At 68.7% G+C, this 14,444-nt stretch carries 18 protein-coding genes; 8 read left to right on the top strand and 10 right to left on the bottom strand.

Annotated elements, in window-relative coordinates:
* Both RT97_RS00370 and RT97_RS00365 read left to right on the top strand, forming a co-directional pair.
* Nucleotides 1-266, top strand: a 266-nt coding sequence (locus tag RT97_RS00370) for an efflux RND transporter permease subunit (protein ID WP_155403694.1), incomplete at its 5' end; no start/stop codon positions are given.
* 30 nt (nt 267-296) lie between these two features.
* Nucleotides 297-1,769, top strand: coding sequence for an efflux transporter outer membrane subunit (locus RT97_RS00365; RefSeq protein ID WP_042576799.1), 1,473 nt, complete (start codon nt 297-299; stop codon nt 1,767-1,769).
* Here the strand turns inward: RT97_RS00365 and RT97_RS00360 are convergent.
* Nucleotides 1,738-1,995 carry a hypothetical protein gene (locus RT97_RS00360; protein ID WP_253278093.1) on the bottom strand — a complete coding sequence of 86 codons (258 nt, stop codon included), beginning with the start codon at nt 1,993-1,995 and terminating at the stop codon, nt 1,738-1,740. The genes RT97_RS00365 and RT97_RS00360 overlap by 32 nt on opposite strands.
* 134 nt (nt 1,996-2,129) lie before the next feature.
* Between RT97_RS00360 and RT97_RS00355 the strand changes: the two genes are divergently transcribed.
* The 4 genes from RT97_RS00355 to RT97_RS00340 are packed head-to-tail and all read left to right on the top strand — an operon-like array spanning nt 2,130 to nt 6,002.
* Nucleotides 2,130-3,596 carry a cobyric acid synthase gene (locus RT97_RS00355; protein ID WP_042576798.1) on the top strand — a complete coding sequence of 489 codons (1,467 nt, stop codon included), beginning with the start codon at nt 2,130-2,132 and terminating at the stop codon, nt 3,594-3,596.
* Complete coding sequence (cobT, locus tag RT97_RS00350) at nt 3,593-4,642, top strand: nicotinate-nucleotide--dimethylbenzimidazole phosphoribosyltransferase (protein ID WP_042576797.1); 1,050 nt, start codon at nt 3,593-3,595, stop codon at nt 4,640-4,642. The genes RT97_RS00355 and cobT overlap by 4 nt, the downstream gene beginning before the upstream one ends.
* A gap of 5 nt (nt 4,643-4,647) precedes the next feature.
* A complete protein-coding gene (cobS, locus tag RT97_RS00345; protein ID WP_042576796.1) occupies nt 4,648-5,442 on the top strand; it encodes an adenosylcobinamide-GDP ribazoletransferase in 795 nt (264 codons plus the stop codon).
* The gene (locus tag RT97_RS00340; RefSeq protein WP_042576795.1) at nt 5,439-6,002 is read left to right on the top strand and encodes a histidine phosphatase family protein; all 564 of its coding nucleotides are present in this window, start codon (nt 5,439-5,441) and stop codon (nt 6,000-6,002) included. Before cobS ends, RT97_RS00340 begins: the two co-directional genes overlap by 4 nt.
* Here the strand turns inward: RT97_RS00340 and RT97_RS00335 are convergent, their stop codons facing one another.
* The 5 genes from RT97_RS00335 to RT97_RS00315 all read right to left on the bottom strand — a co-directional run bounded on the left by RT97_RS00335 (nt 6,003) and on the right by RT97_RS00315 (nt 10,164).
* Entirely contained in the window at nt 6,003-6,917 is a 915-nt protein-coding gene (locus RT97_RS00335) for a hypothetical protein (RefSeq protein ID WP_042576794.1), read from the bottom strand.
* A 121-nt stretch (nt 6,918-7,038) separates the two neighbouring features.
* The gene (locus tag RT97_RS00330; RefSeq protein ID WP_042576793.1) at nt 7,039-7,887 is read right to left on the bottom strand and encodes an Ivy family c-type lysozyme inhibitor; all 849 of its coding nucleotides are present in this window, start codon (nt 7,885-7,887) and stop codon (nt 7,039-7,041) included.
* A 10-nt stretch (nt 7,888-7,897) separates the two neighbouring features.
* Nucleotides 7,898-8,545 carry an endonuclease III gene (gene nth, locus RT97_RS00325; RefSeq protein ID WP_042576792.1) on the bottom strand — a complete coding sequence of 216 codons (648 nt, stop codon included), beginning with the start codon at nt 8,543-8,545 and terminating at the stop codon, nt 7,898-7,900.
* Entirely contained in the window at nt 8,542-9,894 is a 1,353-nt protein-coding gene (locus RT97_RS00320; protein WP_042576791.1) for a type II toxin-antitoxin system HipA family toxin, read from the bottom strand. Before RT97_RS00320 ends, nth begins: the two co-directional genes overlap by 4 nt.
* 9 nt (nt 9,895-9,903) lie before the next feature.
* Nucleotides 9,904-10,164 (bottom strand): helix-turn-helix domain-containing protein, encoded by a 261-nt coding sequence (locus RT97_RS00315; protein WP_042576790.1) that lies wholly within the window; start codon nt 10,162-10,164, stop codon nt 9,904-9,906.
* A 138-nt stretch (nt 10,165-10,302) separates the two neighbouring features.
* Between RT97_RS00315 and RT97_RS00310 the strand changes: the two genes are divergently transcribed.
* Nucleotides 10,303-11,490, top strand: coding sequence for a PLP-dependent aminotransferase family protein (locus RT97_RS00310; RefSeq protein WP_042576789.1), 1,188 nt, complete (start codon nt 10,303-10,305; stop codon nt 11,488-11,490).
* A gap of 4 nt (nt 11,491-11,494) precedes the next feature.
* Here the strand turns inward: RT97_RS00310 and RT97_RS00305 are convergent, their stop codons facing one another.
* Entirely contained in the window at nt 11,495-11,722 is a 228-nt protein-coding gene (locus RT97_RS00305; RefSeq protein WP_013541760.1) for a hypothetical protein, read from the bottom strand.
* A gap of 161 nt (nt 11,723-11,883) precedes the next feature.
* Between RT97_RS00305 and RT97_RS00300 the strand changes: the two genes are divergently transcribed.
* The gene (locus RT97_RS00300) at nt 11,884-12,207 is read left to right on the top strand and encodes a DUF6172 family protein (RefSeq protein WP_042576788.1); all 324 of its coding nucleotides are present in this window, start codon (nt 11,884-11,886) and stop codon (nt 12,205-12,207) included.
* 4 nt (nt 12,208-12,211) lie between these two features.
* Here the strand turns inward: RT97_RS00300 and RT97_RS00295 are convergent, their stop codons facing one another.
* The 3 genes from RT97_RS00295 to RT97_RS00285 form a co-directional block, all read right to left on the bottom strand.
* The gene (locus RT97_RS00295; protein WP_042576787.1) at nt 12,212-13,285 is read right to left on the bottom strand and encodes an Ldh family oxidoreductase; all 1,074 of its coding nucleotides are present in this window, start codon (nt 13,283-13,285) and stop codon (nt 12,212-12,214) included.
* Complete coding sequence (gene serB / locus RT97_RS00290) at nt 13,282-13,992, bottom strand: phosphoserine phosphatase SerB (protein ID WP_042576786.1); 711 nt, start codon at nt 13,990-13,992, stop codon at nt 13,282-13,284. Before serB ends, RT97_RS00295 begins: the two co-directional genes overlap by 4 nt.
* Nucleotides 13,989-14,444 (bottom strand): TRCF domain-containing protein (locus RT97_RS00285; RefSeq protein WP_042576785.1); only part of this gene is annotated, 456 nt, incomplete at its 5' end. The genes RT97_RS00285 and serB, both read right to left, overlap by 4 nt.

Below are 14,444 nucleotides of genomic sequence, written 5' to 3'. Positions count from 1 at the left end.
GCTCGGAGATGCGCAAGGCCATGGGCGTGGCGGTGTTCGCCGGGATGATCGGCGTGACGGCCTTCGGCCTGTTCCTCACGCCGGTGTTCTACGTGCTGCTGCGCCGCCTGGCGGGCAACAAGCCGCTCAAGCTGCATGGCGAAGTGCCGCACGGCGAAGACTTCGTCTCGGCCAACCATCCCGCGCCTTCGCATGGCGGCTCCGGCGGTGGCGGACTGCACCCGGTGCCGGCCTCGCCCCGTCCCTCGCACGAGTCGCATGACTGATCGCACAACCGATCAAGAAGAAAGTTCATCATGAAATTCGCATTCCAACCTTGGGTCCGCGGCGCCTTGCTGCCGCTGGTGGCAGCCCTGGCACTGGCCGGCTGCGCGACGGTTCCCTCCGGCGTGCCGGAGATCCAGACCACGGCGCAGTTCAAGGAGCAGGGCGCCGCGCCGCCCGCCGGCTTCACGAAGGCGCTGCCTTCCGAAGCGCTGGCGCGCGGCGCCTGGTGGCTGGCGTTCAACGACCCGGTGCTCAATGCGCTGGTCGAGAAGGCCGACGTCGATAACAACAACATCCAGGCGGCCGCGGCCCGGCTGGCCGAGGCCCGCGCGCTCGCGCGCAGCGCCAACGCCGACCGGCTGCCGCAGATCGGCCTGGGCGCGGGCGCCAACCGCGGCGCCGGCCTGGACAAGGCCACGGCCAGCACCTCGCCGGCCACGATGACCAACATCGGCGCCACGTTCTCGTACGAGCTCGACCTGTTCGGCCGCCTCTCGGGCGCGAGCAACGCGGCCAAGCTCGACGCCGCCGGCCGCGAAGGCCTGCTGCAGAGCACGCGTCTCGCGGTGCAGGCCGAAGTGGCGCAGACCTACCTGCAGCTGCGCGCGCTCGATGCCGAGCGCGCACTGATGCGCGAGACGGTCGAGGCCTACAGCGACACGCTGCGCCTCACGCAGCGCCGCCAGGCGGCCGGCGACATCGCCGAGCTCGACGTGGCGCGGGTGCAGACCGAGGTGTCGTCCACCGAATCGGACGCGCTGGCGATCGACCGCCAACGCGCCCAGGTGGAACACGCGCTCGCGGTGCTGGTGGGCGATTCGGCCTCCAGCTTCGGCGTGCGCACCGACGAATGGGCCACGGCCCTGCCGGCCATTCCGCCCGGCGTGCCCGGCACGGTGCTCACGCGCCGGCCCGACGTCTCGGCCGCCCAGAACGCGGTACTTGCGGCGCAGGCCCGCGTCGGCGTGGCGCAGACCGCGTGGTTCCCGGACATCTCGCTGACCGGCGCCGCCGGCTACGCCTCGCCCGAGATCGGCGACCTCTTCAAGTGGTCGGCCCGCTCATGGGGCGTGGGCGCGCTGCTGTCGCTTCCGATCTTCGACGGCGGCCGCCGCGAGGCCGGCCTGCAGGGCGCCAACGCGCAGCTCGACGGCGCGATCGCCAGCTACCGCACGCAGGTGCTGGTGGCGTTCCAGGAGGTCGAAGACCAGCTGGCCGCGATCCGCATCCTGCAGGAGCAATCGGTGGTGCAGGCCAAGGCGGTGTCGTCGGCCCAGCGGGCGACCAGCCTTTCGGACACGCGCTATCGCAATGGCTACATCAGCCAGCTCGACCTGCTGGACGCCCGCCGCAGCGAACTGCGCAACCGGCGCCAGGCGCTTCAGGTGAAGTCGGCGCAGTACCAGGCGGCCGTGGGCCTGATCCGCGCGATCGGCGGCAGCTGGGAGGTGCCGGCGGCAACCGCTTCGGTTACTGCGGCCCAGAAGATCGCGACGCGCTGATCTTCTGCAGCTCCAGGACGCCCATGGCCAGGGCGTTCGAGTAGCTGGTCTGCGGCTTGGCGGCGACACGGTAGACGCGGTAGTCGAGCGTGTCGTGCATGTCGGGCATTTCGGAGTGGCTGCTGTTGTCGAGGGCTTCGAGCAGGGTCCAGTAGAACTGGCCCGGCTCGCGTTCTTCGACGGTGAGCGCCAGGTCGTTGAGGGCGGGCATGTGGTCGAAAGGCATTGGTATGCCTTGTATACGGACAAACGACCCGCCTGGATTCAAAACGCAACCGCATCCCCGGCCGCGTGCGTGAAAGATGCCGCATTTCGGCGGCTCGATTCGGGGCGCAGCGGCGCTCAACGACAATCCGGCCCATGAGTTTCAAGGCGAAAAGCAGGCCGGCGCGGTGCGTCATGGTCCTGGGCACCACCAGCGGCGCCGGCAAGAGCTGGCTGGCCACGGCGCTGTGCCGCTGGTATGCGCGGCAGGGGCTCAAGGTCGCGCCCTTCAAGGCGCAGAACATGAGCAACAACGCCCGCGTGGTCGATGGCGGCGAGATCGGCAGCGCCCAGTACTTCCAGGCCCTGGCGGCCAACGCGGTGCCCGACGTGCGCATGAACCCGCTGCTGCTCAAGCCCGAGCGCGACACCCACAGCCAGGTCGTCCTGATGGGGCAGGTGAGCGAGGCGCTCTCGGCCTTGCCCTGGCGCGGGCGCAGCGAGCGCGTGTGGCCGCAGATCGCGCAGGCGCTCGACGAACTGCGCGCCGAGAACGACGTGGTGGTGATCGAGGGCGCGGGCTCGCCGGCGGAGATCAACCTCATGGCCAGCGACATCGTCAACATGCGCGTCGCCCGCCACGCCGAGGCCCGTTGCCTGCTCGCGACCGACATCGACCGGGGCGGCGCCTTCGCCCACCTCTACGGCACCTGGGCGCTCTTGCCCGAAGCCGACCGGTCTCTCTTGCATGGCTTCGTGCTCAACAAGTTTCGCGGCGATGCGTCGCTGCTTTCTCCCGCGCCCGAGAAGCTGCAGGCGCTGACCGGCGTGCCCACCGTCGCGACGCTGCCGATGTGGTGGCAGCACGGCCTTCCTGAGGAAGACGGCGTGTTCGACGACCGCAGCCGCGCGAGCGGCAAGGTGACGAAGACCGTGGCCGTGATCGCCTGCCCACGCATCAGCAACCTCGACGAATTCCAGTCCCTGAAGAACGTACCCGGCGTGCGCCTTGTCTGGGCGCGCTCGCCCGCCGACGTGGCGGGCGCCGACTGGATCGTGCTCCCCGGCTCCAAGCACACGAGTGGCGACCTCGCCTGGCTGCGCGCGCAGGGGCTCGACGGTGCCGTGGCTGCGCATGCAGCCCGTGGCGGCGTGGTGCTGGGCATCTGCGGCGGGCTGCAGATGCTGGGCGAGGCGCTGGTCGATCCGCACGGCATCGACGGCAACGCGCCGGGGCTCGGCCTGCTGCCGCTGGTGACGGTGTTCGAGCGCGAGAAGACCGTGCGCCACCGAGCGGCCACCTTCGGCACCCTGACCGGCGACTGGGCAGCGCTCTCGGGCGTGCCGATGGCCGGCTACGAGATCCACCACGGCCAGACCGCCGCCCACCCCCAGTTGGCGCACGACGGCCACGCCGTGATGCCCGAGGGACTGGCCTGGCAGAACGCGCGCGGCAACGTGCTCGGGCTCTACCTTCACGGGCTGTTCGAGGATGCGGCGGTGCTGCATGCGCTGTTCGGCGCGGCCGCGCCCACGCTCGACAGCACCTTCGACGGCCTGGCCGATTTCATCGACACCCATTTCGACGCCGGCGTGCTTGCCGGCCTGATTGAATCCGCATGAACGACACGATTCCCGCCATCTCCGACATTGCCGACATCGCCGACGCAACGCTCCAAGCGCGCCTGCAGAACGCGATCGACAACAAGACCAAGCCGCTCGGCGCGCTCGGCAAGCTCGAGACGCTGGCCTTGCGGCTCGGCACGATCCTGGGCAGCGAAGCGCCGGTGCTCGAGGCGCCGCAGATGCTGGTCTGCGCGGGCGACCACGGGCTGGCGGCGCGCGGCGTCTCGGCGTATCCGAGCGACGTGACCTGGCAGATGGTCGAGAACTTCCTCGCCGGCGGCGCGGCGGTCAGCGTGCTCGCGCGGCAGCACGGGCTGGCGCTGACGGTGGTCGACTGCGGCGTGCGGCGCGACTTTCAGCCGCGTCCCGGGCTGGTGTCGCGACGGATTGCGGCCGGCACCGCAGATGCATCGGCCGGCCCCGCGATGACCGCCGAACAGTGCGCGCAGGCCATCGCCAACGGAAGAGACGTGGTGCGCGCGCTGCCGGGCAATGCCGTGCTGCTGGGCGAGATGGGCATCGGCAACAGCTCGTCGGCGGCGCTGCTGCTGGCGCGGCTTGCGGGCTTGGACATCGACGCCTGCACGGGAGCCGGCACGGGTCTCGACGCGGCGGGCCTGGCACGCAAGCGGGAGGTGTTGCGCGAAGTGTTTGTGCTGCATGCGAGCGCGACCGAACCGCTCGACGCCTTGGCCACATTCGGCGGTTTCGAAGTCGCCACGCTGGTCGGCGCCGTGCTGCAGGCGGCCGAGGAACGCCGCGTGATCGTGGTCGACGGCTTCATCGCCAGCGCCGCGGTGCTCGTCGCACAGGCGCTGCAGCCGCATGTGGTGCAGCGCTGCGTGGCCGCGCACAGCTCGGCGGAGCCGGGTCATGCGCTGCTGCTCAAGCACCTCGGGCTGGAGCCCTTGCTGAACCTGGACCTGCGGCTGGGCGAAGGCTCGGGCGGTGCGCTGGCCTGGCCGCTGCTCGAATCGGCCTGCCGCATCCTGCGCGAGATGGCGAGCTTCGAGGCGGCGGGCGTGTCGCGCAAGGAAAACTGAACCCGATGAGCGGCATTCGCCACTTCCTGCTGGCACTGCAGTTCTTCACCCGTGTGCCGGTGACGGGTGCGCTTGCGGCATGGGTCGGCTTCAGCCCGCAGATGCTGCGCGCGAGCGCGGCGCATCTGCCGGGCATCGGATGGTTGGTGGGCGGCGTGGCCGCGCTCGTCTTCGTGGCCGTGGGCGTCGGATTGCAGAGCGTGGCGGGCGCATTCGCGGCAGCGGTGCTGAGCACCGTCGCCACCGTGATGCTGACCGGCGCCTTCCACGAAGACGGGCTCGCCGACGTGGCAGATGGGCTTGGCGGTTCCGCCAACCGCGAGCGGGCGCTGGAGATCATGAAGGACTCGCGCATCGGCGCCTTCGGTGCCGTGGCGCTCGTGCTCGCGCTGGGCCTGAAGTTCGCGCTGCTCGCGGCGCTGGCCGGGCGCGGCCTGGAGACGGTGGCCGTGGCCATCGTCGGGGCGCATGTGCTGTCGCGCCTCGCGCCGCTGTTCCTGATCCGCTGGCTGCCCTATGTGGGCGACAGCGGCGCGAGCAAGGCGAAGCCGCTGGCCGATGCGATCAGCGGCGGCGCGTTGGTCGTCGCGGTGCTGTGGTCGGTGCCCGCCGTGGCGCTGCTGCTGTGCGCGCATGACCCGGTGCATGTCGCCGCCGCGCTGCTGGCTGCTGTCGTGGCGGCGGGCTGGATGGCGCGCCTTTTCCTTCGGCGCCTGCAGGGCTTCACCGGCGATGGGCTGGGCGCGACGCAGCAGGTCTGCGAGCTCGCGATCTATCTCGCGCTCGCCTGGCAGGTATGAGAAAGCTCTGGCTCTTGCGCCACGCGCCCGTGATCGCGGAGCCCGGCCTCTGCTACGGCGCCACCGACCTCGAAGCGGAAGCCGAAGCCACACAGGCCGCCGCGCAACGCATCGCGCCCTTGCTCCCCGCCGGCATTGCGCTGCGCAGTTCGCCGCTGCGGCGCTGCGCGACGCTGGCCACCGCCATCGCGGCACTGCGCCCCGACCTGGCCGTGCAGCACGATGCCCGTCTGGCGGAGATGAGCTTCGGCGCGTGGGAGGGGCGGCCATGGTCCGCCATCGGGCGCGAGCAGTTCGAGGCATGGACCGGCAATTTCGCCGACGGTATCGCCGGTGCGAACGGTGAGAGCGTGCGCGCGTTCATGCAGCGCGCGGCTGCCGTTCACGACGAATGGCTGTCGGGAGAAGGCGATGCGCTGTGGGTCACCCATGCCGGCGTGCTGCGCGCGGTGACGCTGCTGCAGCGCGGCATCCGCTGCCCCGAAACGGCGGCCGATTGGCCCGCAGGCGAACTGGCCTTCGGCGGCTGGCTGACCTTCGAGCATTCGCCGGCCGGCTGATCACGCCCCCCGCGCGAACCACAGCTCGAAGTGGTTGAAGCGCACGTTGCCGCAGAGCTTGGGCGGCAGCTCGGTCATTGCGGGTGCCGGAACCACCTGGCTGGCCGTCGCCGTCCGCACCCGGTCCAGCGCCGCGGGCGAGACCTTGTCCTTGCAGTAGCGCACGCTGTTCTGTTTCGGCGTGTTCTGCGCCGGCACCAGCTCGATGCCGGGCACGATCATGCCGGCCTGCCGCAATCCTTCGGAGGCCTTGGTCGCGACCGGCCAGTCGGCCCGGTCGCCCACCTGCAGGTAGATACGGATCGGCAGCGTCGCGCTGTCCAGCGCCGCCGCCACGAGGCTGGGCGCCGCGGCGGCCGGGGCCGGCTCGGCTGCAACGCTCGCCGCGGCCGGCGTGCCCCAGGCCTGCATCGCGGAGAGCCCGGCCTGGTCGAAGAAGCTGTAGATCGCCTGGCTGGCCACGCGCTCTTCCGGCGTGGCGTTGGGCCGGTTGCCGGCCTCGGCGGTGCTGCGGAACAGCGCGACGATCTGCCCCGATACCTGCTTGTCGATGCCGTCGCCGGCCGAGAGGCTGTTGAGCAGCACGATCGCCATGTCCACCTGCGGACGCTTGTCGGAGGTGAGCAGGGGGCCGAGCTTGAGCAGCATGTCCGCATCGCGGCGGCTGCGTTCGGCGAGTTCGCGGCGGGCGATGTCTTCCTGATCGACGTAGCGCTGCAGCTTGGTGAACCCCGTGGCGACGAGGCCGGCGAGCACGGTGGTCAGGAGCCAGAAGCCGACCTTGGAATCGCCGAAGGCCGAGAGGCGGTCCATCAGCGAGGGCGGCCCCTGGGGTGCGGCGAGGGACTTGCGCACTTCCATCCGGAAGTACTCCTCCTCGCGGATGTCCTGCTGCTGCTCGGGCGTGAGTGCCATGGCGTCTGCCTCCTCCACGGGTGGTGGTGGCGTGCAGTGTCGGCCTCTGCCGGCCGTTGCACATCCATCGTTGGATGTAGACGGCGTAGTGCGTTGGGGGGCGGCCGGTGGCCCCGTCAGCTCAGTTCTTCTGGCGCCACTGTTCGCGCCAGAGCTTGTCCAGCTGCGGCGCGAGCGCCTGCGGCGGCGCACCCACGAGGTTGTTCTTGCCGTTGCGCTGCACCAGCCCGTAGATGCGGCCCGAGCCCTGGTCGTAGAGCGCGACGGCGTTGTTGTCGAAGCAGTCGTGCGGCTTGCAGAAGGCGTGCAGCACGTAGCGCGTGCCGTCCACGGTGACCCATTGGGGCTCGGGCGCGGGGCCTTCGCGGCGGACCAGCCAGCGGTCGTTTTCCCTGGGGCCCAGCGCGGCGCGCCAGGCTTTCTGCATCGCGGGGCCCTGTGCCAGCGCGGCCGGGCTGCCTGTGGGCGGCGATGGCTGCTTCGTGGCGGTCGGCTCCGCGAGGGGTGTCGCGGCACGCGCGGCGCCGTCGCATCGCCAGTAGCGCAGCTTCATCAACTCGGGACCGAGTTGTCCGGCCACCGGCTTGGCGGCGTCCAGCGTGATGGACTGTCCGCGCGCCTCGCGGAAAACGAGGAAGGTCAGGACGCCGGCCTTGTCCACGTCGCTTATCAAGGCGACGTCGAAGCGGGCCGGCGGCTGGCTGTTGCCGAAGAAGCTGTGGGCCGTCTCGGGCGATTGGCCGACCACGCGGCGCTTGCCGCGCTCGACGATCAGCTGGTCCTCGCGCACCTGCAGCGTGGGCGCGGATGCATCGGCGCACGCGGTCGACCAGCGGCCGCCGTAGGCCGCCATGGCGTCGGGCGACAGGCCCTTGCCGCCTTGCTGCGACCAGGCCGCGGCAGGCAGGAAAGCGGCTGCCGAGAGCAGGGCGGCGGCGAGGAGGGCGCCGTGGGTTTTCGGGGTTGTCATGTGCAGGTCGTCAGGCGGTTTTCGGGGCCGGTGTCTTGGGCTTGTAGTCGCAATAGGGCGCCACTGCGCATTCCCAGCAGCGCGGCTTGCGGGCCACGCAGATGTAGCGCCCGTGCAGGATGAGCCAATGATGCGCGTGCAGCCGGTATTCCGGTGGGACGCGCTTCTCCAGCTTCAGTTCCACCTCCAGCGGCGTCTTGCCCGGTGCGAGCCCGGTGCGGTTGCTCACGCGGAAGATGTGGGTGTCGACCGCCATGGTGGGCTCGCCGAAGGCCACGTTGAGCACCACGTTGGCGGTCTTGCGGCCGACGCCGGGCAGGGCCTCGAGCTCGGGGCGCGTCTTCGGCACCTGGCCGCCGTGCAGCTCGACCAGCATGCGGCAGGCTTCGATCAGGTGCCTGGCCTTGCTGCGGTACAGGCCGATGGTCTTGATGTACTCCTCCAGCCCCTCCACGCCCAGCTCGAGGATCGCCTGCGGCGTGTTGGCCACGGGGAACAGCTTGCGCGTGGCCTTGTTCACGCCCACGTCGGTGGCCTGCGCCGAGAGCAGCACGGCGGCCAGCAGCTCGAAGGGGGTGTCGTATTCGAGTTCGGTCTCGGGCGTGGGGTTGGCCGCCTGCAGGATGGCGAAGAAGAGGGGGATGTTGTCTTTTTTCATGGGGGCGAGACGCTGTTTTTCTCCTGGTCGAGGCCGGCTTCGAAGCGCTCGCATTGCGCCAGCACGCCGGCCTTGACGGCATGCCAGAGTGGCTCGGGAAAGTCAGGTGGCAGGTCCTGTTCCACGCGCTGCAATGCGGCGGGTGCATCGCCGACCAGGGCGAGCATGCCATCGAACGCATCGGCGACCCCCGACTGCGCCGCCAGCGCGCGCCAGTGGCGTGTCTGGATGCTGAGAAGTTCGTAGTGCGCGTTCTTTCCGCGCAGGGCCAGGGCCAGGCGCGCCTTGTGCGGCGACTCCAGGTTGGGGCCGTTGCCGATGATCGGCCACATCGACAGCACGTCGTAGAGCGGCGTCATCTCGTAGTCGCCGCCCCGGCGCAGAAAGATCGAATAGTTCTTCGCATGGCCGTCCGTGGCGGCCAGCAGCCAGAAGGCAAGCTGCACGCGCACGAAGCGGGCCTTGTCCCGGCGGGCGTCGCTGCTGCCGGAAAGCAGGGACAGGATGGGCCGGATGCCGGGCCCGCCGTCGTTCTCGTACTTGAGGGCGGCGGGCGTGCCGGTTGCCTGGCAGAAGTCTTCCTGCGGAAGGCGGGCGATCCAGCGGCCCTTGTCCATCCAGCGCCTGTCGAAGCGTTCGACCACCAGGGCCTTCTGGTCGCCGAAGCGGCCGATGGCGGCGGGTGCCACCTCGAAACCGAAGGCGGCCATCAGCCGGGCGCACAGCCATTCGTTCTCGACCGATTCGTTCATGTTCGCTCGCATGTTGCCCACGAGGCCCAGCGGCAATTTGAAGATGTGCGTGGTCGGTGTTGCACCGTGCGGGCGATGCCACTGGTCGCCGATGCGCAGGAGCGCGGTCTTTTCCTGCGCGCCGGCAATCGAGATGCGGAAATCGTCGTCGTCTTCACCGCCGTGGCCGAGCGCCGGATCGTTCGTGACGTTGCGCAGCAACTGCGCGACCTTGTCTTCCGACAAGGCTTCGCTGTCGATGTGGTCGAAGGCCTCGGGAGCGTGGCCCGCGGGAAGCAACTGCACTGCGCCGACGCAGTCGCGTCCGATCGCCGCGAGCAATTCGGCCGCCTCGGTGCTGGCCGTGCGGAATCGCCGGCGCAGGCGCTCGCGGATGCGGTCGCTGTCGGGCAGGAGGTTGTCGAAGTAGTTCTCCACCGCGGGGCCGCGCAACTCCTTCTCGCCATGGGGAATCGGAAGCGACAGCGAGAGCGCGCGCATGTTCGGCGAGCGCAGCCACGCGTCGTCGTAGCGCAAGGCGGGCACGCCGGTTCGCGTCCAGAACCAGGCACCGACGTATTCGCCGTTCATCCAGATATCGAGCGCGGGATGTGCCATGGCGTGCAGTTACCAGTCGGCGGCGCCTTGGGGTGCTGCAATGCGCGAGGCCTGTTCCGAGGATGCCAGCAGCAGCCGTGTGTCGAGGGCATGCAGCACCTGCAGCAATTGCGCGACGTTGACGGCGCCGGGGTTCTTTTCGATGTCGGCCATCCGCGTTTGCTTGACGCCGATGAGCGCACCGAGCTGCGCCTGTGTCAGCTTGTGAGCCTTGCGCAGCGATTTCAGGTGCGTCGAGAGTTGCGCGGGAGTTTGGACGTTGGAGTACATGTTTACCGCCTTGGGGTGGTAAAAGCAAAATATCGCCTTTGAGCGATATTGTCAATATACAGGCGAAAGGCGATCAACCTTCGCAGCATTCATGCACCGTACTTTCGCGACAATGGCGCCCAGAAAGTGAGACTGACCATGCAATTCGCCTCCCGCCTCGACAACGTCGAAACCTCCGCCATCCGCGAACTCTTCAAGCTGCTCGGCAAGCCCGGCATCATCAGTTTCGCGGGCGGCTTCCCGGACAGCGCGATGTTCGACGTCGAGGGCCTGAAGGAAGCGAGCCAGAAGGCATTGACCGAGGAGCCCGGCGGCGCACTGCAATACGGCGCCACCGAGGGCTACGAGCCGCTGCGCAGCCAGCTCAGTTCCTTCATGAAGACCAAGGGCGTCGACGTGGACCCGAGCGGCCTGATCGTCACCACCGGCAGCCAGCAGGCGCTGGACCTGCTGGGCAAGACGATGATCTCGCCCGGCGACAAGGTGATCGTCGAGGGCCCGACCTTCCTGGCGACCATCCAGTGTTTCCGGCTTTACGGCGCGCAGCTCATCAGCGCGCCGATCGACGCCAACGGCGTGAAGACCGACGAGCTCGAAAAACTCATTGCCGAGCACAAGCCCAAGTTCGTCTACCTGATCCCGACCTTCGGCAACCCCAGCGGCGCGATGCTGACGCTGGAGCGTCGCAAGAAGGTGCTCGAGCTTGCCGTGAAGTACCAGACGCTGATCGTCGAGGACGACCCGTATGGCGACCTCTACTTCGGCGAAGCGCCGCCGCCCTCGATCCTGGCGTTGAGCAAGGACGTCCCCGGCAGCCGCGAGCTGCTCGCGCACTGCGGGAGCCTCAGCAAGGTGCTGAGCCCGGGCCTTCGCATCGGCTGGATGATCGCGCCGCCCGAGCTGCTCGCCAAGGCGACGATGTGCAAGCAGTTCAGCGACGCGCACACCAGCACCTTCTCGCAGGCCACGGCCGCGCAATACCTCAAGAGCGGCCGCATGCCCGCAACGCTGGCGCATGTGCGCGAGGTGTATGGCCAGCGCGCGCAGGCCATGGGCGCGGCACTGAAGCGCGAGCTTGGCGATGCGGTGAGCTTCACGCAGCCCAACGGGGGGCTCTTTTTCTGGGCGCGCCTCACGGGCGCCAACGGCAAGCTGGCCGATGCGAACGAGCTGGCCAAGCGCGCGATCGAGAAGCTCGTGGCCTTCGTGCCCGGTGCGCCGTTCTTTGCGGAGAAGCCCGATGTGGCGACGTTGCGCCTGAGCTTTGCGACGGCCGACGTGGCGAAGATCGAAGAGGGCGTCAAGCGTCTCGGCCAGGCCCTCTGAACGCTCAGGGCGAGCGATGCAGGCGCGGCGCCGCCAGCAGGTCCAGGTTGTCTGAAATGGCCGCATCCACGTTCGGATAGCGGCCTTTCATTTTCGAGAGCGTCATGATGGTCTGCAGCGCCTTCAGGTCCTTGACCGAGGGCGCAACCTTGATCTGCGCGATGGCCGCGGGCGCGTTGCCGCCGTTCACCAATGCCATCACCTTGCTTGCCCAGTCGTTTGCGCGCGCCATGTCTTCACCTGCTTTCCATTGAACCGCCGACTGTACACATGACAACCGGGCGGTCGGAGGAGTCAATCGCCGCCCGGCCGCCCCAGGGCGATTGAGCCTCCCCCTCGTGGGTGGAGAAGCACGCAAAGTGGCGAGCCGGGGGGCATTGGTTACCATCACTCATGAGAAAAACCTTTCAGCTCCAGGTCGAGGGCAAGCACCCTGACCGTCTCGTCGAAGCCATCAAGCACGAGATCGCCAAGTACATCAAGCGCGAACGCCGTCGCGATCTGCCCGAGGGCAGCGACTTCTGGGACTTCGATTGCAAGTTCGGCGCATCGGCGGAAACCGCCGAGGTCGCCCAGTTGCCAGCCATCAACAAGCTGATCGACGGCATCGTGAAAGATGCCGGCAGGCAGTTCTATATCGAGATCCTCGCCAAGCCCGGCAAGCGCACGCCGCGCCCGGCCGGGGAACGGACCGAAGCGCCCCCCGAGGAAGACTGACCCTCTAGATCAGCGCCTTCGCGAGCTGCAGCCCGTGGCGCTGCTCCGCATCCTGCAGCGAGCGCGCGATCGACGGGTGCAGCCGTACCCCGTTCTTCGATTGCGCATCCCGGCGCTTCAACCCGCCTTCTCCCGGCAGCCTGACTGGCCTGGCAGCGTCGATCGGCGTGTTGGTCCGGCACTGCGCTGCGACGTGGTCCATCTGGCGCAGGAATTCCTCCTTGCCACCGAACGCATGCAGGTCGTGCAGCGTGATGTGCACCGTCGCGCCCCAGCCTTCTTTCGGATCGGCGCGCCCGAACCCGGCCAAGCCTGCCGTCAACGTCTCCACCAGCAGCGCCATCCCGTAGCCCTTGTGGCCGTGGCTGAGGCCCCCCACGGGCAGCAGCGTGCCGGGAGGCTCGTCGAACAGCACCTGCGGGTCGTTGCTCGGCTTGCCGGCCGCATCGATCAGCCATTCCTCGGCGAAGGTCTCGCCGGCCGCGCGCTTGCGGTTGCTCATGCCGTTGGTGGTGATCGAGGCCGAGATGTCGACCATCACACCGCCCTGCGAAAGCGGAAAGCCCATCGCCAGCGGGTTCGGCGTGAAGACCGCCTGCGTACCGCCGAAGGGCGCGACGCTGGCGGTGTTGGGATCGGAGCAGGCCAGCAGCATCAGCATGTCTTCCTGCAGCGCGCGCAGCATGTAGACGGCCAGGCAGGCGATGTGGTGGCTGCGGCGGATGACCAGCGAGGCGGTGCCGAGCTCGCGGGCACGTGGAATCAGCAGGTCCATGCCCTGGTCCATGAGCCAGGGGCCGGGCAGGCGCTTGCCGTCCCACAGCACGGCGGCGGGGCGGTCCGAGAGCACCTCGGGTGCACCGTCGCGCGTCATGCCGCCGGATTCGACCTCTTTTACATAGCCGGCCAGCAGCGCCATGCCGTGCGTGTCGTGGCCCAGCAGGTCGCCCTCGACGAGGGTGCGGGCGACGCTGTCGGACATCGACGCGGCAAGGCCGGCTTTCTGCAGCAGGGCACTGGCGTAGTCCTCCAGCGCGTGGGCGCTGTAGAGCGGGGCATCGGTTGCGGCATCGGTCATTTCAGCACCTCCAGGAGGCGGTCGAGGCCGCCTTCGTTGATGGCGACCATCGCTTGCTCGCGCACCTTCGGCTTGGCGTGATAGGCCACAGAGAGCCCGGACTCGCCCATCATCGGCAGGTCGTTGGCGCCGTCGCCGACGGCGATGGTCTCCTGCGGCGAGATGCCCATGAGCGACGCCACTTCGAGCAGCGTGCGGCGCTTTTCGGCGCCGTCGCAGATGTCGCCCCAGCTCTGCGTCACGACCTGGCCGGTGAGCTTTCCGTCCGCTTCATCGAGCAGGTTGGAGCGCGCGAAATCGATGCCCAGCCGGTCCTTCACGCGGTTCGCAAAGAAGGTGAAACCGCCCGACACCAGCAGCACCTTGAGCCCGGACTTCTTGCACGCCGCCACAAGTTCGGTCGCGCCCGGGTTGAGCTTCAGCCGCTCGTCGTACACCTGCTGCAGCGCCTGGACCGGCACGCCCTGCAGCAGCGCCACGCGGCGGCGCAGGCTTTCCTTGAAGTCCTTGATCTCGCCGCGCATCGTGGCCTCGGTGATCGCGGCCACCTCGGCCTTCTTGCCGACGGCATCGGCGATCTCGTCGATGCATTCGATGTTGATCAGCGTCGAGTCCATGTCGAACGCGATCAGCTTGAAGTCGGCCAGCGCCAGCGGCGGCTTCACGCGCTGGAGGGCGAGACCGGGGGAAATTTCTGTAGCGCTCATGCGGGGGCGGGTTCCTTGACGAGGGGTTGACCGAGGCTTCGCAGCACATCGCGCACCATCTGCGCGCGGTCTTTTGGCTCCTTGAGTTCGCGTTCGATGCGAAGCTTCTCGTTGCCTGCGAGCTTGATGTGCTTGTTCTTCTGCACCAGCTGGATGATGGCCATGCCGTCCACCGGCGCGTCCTTCTTGAAGGTGATGTTGATGATGCCCGGCGCCGCATCGACCTTGACCACGCCGTAGGGCCGTGCGAGCACGCGCAGCCGGTGCGTGTCGATGAGCGTCTGCGCCTGCGGGGGCAGCTTGCCGAAGCGGTCGACGATTTCTTCCAGCAGCGTGTCGATCTGGTCGGGCGTCTTCGCCGTGGCCAGCTTCTTGTAGAACGAGAGGCGCAGGTGCACGTCGCCGCAGTAGTCGTCGGGCAGGAGTGCGGGGGCGTGCAGGTTGATCTCGGT

It is taken from the genome of Variovorax paradoxus (genome assembly GCF_000834655.1).
GTDB classification, from domain to species: Bacteria; Pseudomonadota; Gammaproteobacteria; order Burkholderiales; family Burkholderiaceae_C; genus Variovorax; species Variovorax paradoxus_F.
This window is presented reverse-complemented; position numbering and strand designations above follow the sequence as displayed.

Bases quoted from the DNA above. Each gene is read 5' to 3' on its own strand.
- RT97_RS00365 (WP_042576799.1), top strand. From the start codon at position 297: ATGAAATTCGCATTCCAACCTTGGGTCCGCGGCGCCTTGCTGCCGCTG.
- RT97_RS00360 (WP_253278093.1), bottom strand. From the start codon at position 1,995: ATGCCTTTCGACCACATGCCCGCCCTCAACGACCTGGCGCTCACCGTC.
- RT97_RS00355 (WP_042576798.1), top strand. From the start codon at position 2,130: ATGAGTTTCAAGGCGAAAAGCAGGCCGGCGCGGTGCGTCATGGTCCTG.
- cobT (WP_042576797.1), top strand. From the start codon at position 3,593: ATGAACGACACGATTCCCGCCATCTCCGACATTGCCGACATCGCCGAC.
- cobS (WP_042576796.1), top strand. From the start codon at position 4,648: ATGAGCGGCATTCGCCACTTCCTGCTGGCACTGCAGTTCTTCACCCGT.
- RT97_RS00340 (WP_042576795.1), top strand. From the start codon at position 5,439: ATGAGAAAGCTCTGGCTCTTGCGCCACGCGCCCGTGATCGCGGAGCCC.
- RT97_RS00335 (WP_042576794.1), bottom strand. From the start codon at position 6,917: ATGGCACTCACGCCCGAGCAGCAGCAGGACATCCGCGAGGAGGAGTAC.
- RT97_RS00330 (WP_042576793.1), bottom strand. From the start codon at position 7,887: ATGACAACCCCGAAAACCCACGGCGCCCTCCTCGCCGCCGCCCTGCTC.
- nth (WP_042576792.1), bottom strand. From the start codon at position 8,545: ATGAAAAAAGACAACATCCCCCTCTTCTTCGCCATCCTGCAGGCGGCC.
- RT97_RS00320 (WP_042576791.1), bottom strand. From the start codon at position 9,894: ATGGCACATCCCGCGCTCGATATCTGGATGAACGGCGAATACGTCGGT.
- RT97_RS00315 (WP_042576790.1), bottom strand. From the start codon at position 10,164: ATGTACTCCAACGTCCAAACTCCCGCGCAACTCTCGACGCACCTGAAA.
- RT97_RS00310 (WP_042576789.1), top strand. From the start codon at position 10,303: ATGCAATTCGCCTCCCGCCTCGACAACGTCGAAACCTCCGCCATCCGC.
- RT97_RS00305 (WP_013541760.1), bottom strand. From the start codon at position 11,722: ATGGCGCGCGCAAACGACTGGGCAAGCAAGGTGATGGCATTGGTGAAC.
- RT97_RS00300 (WP_042576788.1), top strand. From the start codon at position 11,884: ATGAGAAAAACCTTTCAGCTCCAGGTCGAGGGCAAGCACCCTGACCGT.
- RT97_RS00295 (WP_042576787.1), bottom strand. From the start codon at position 13,285: ATGACCGATGCCGCAACCGATGCCCCGCTCTACAGCGCCCACGCGCTG.
- serB (WP_042576786.1), bottom strand. From the start codon at position 13,992: ATGAGCGCTACAGAAATTTCCCCCGGTCTCGCCCTCCAGCGCGTGAAG.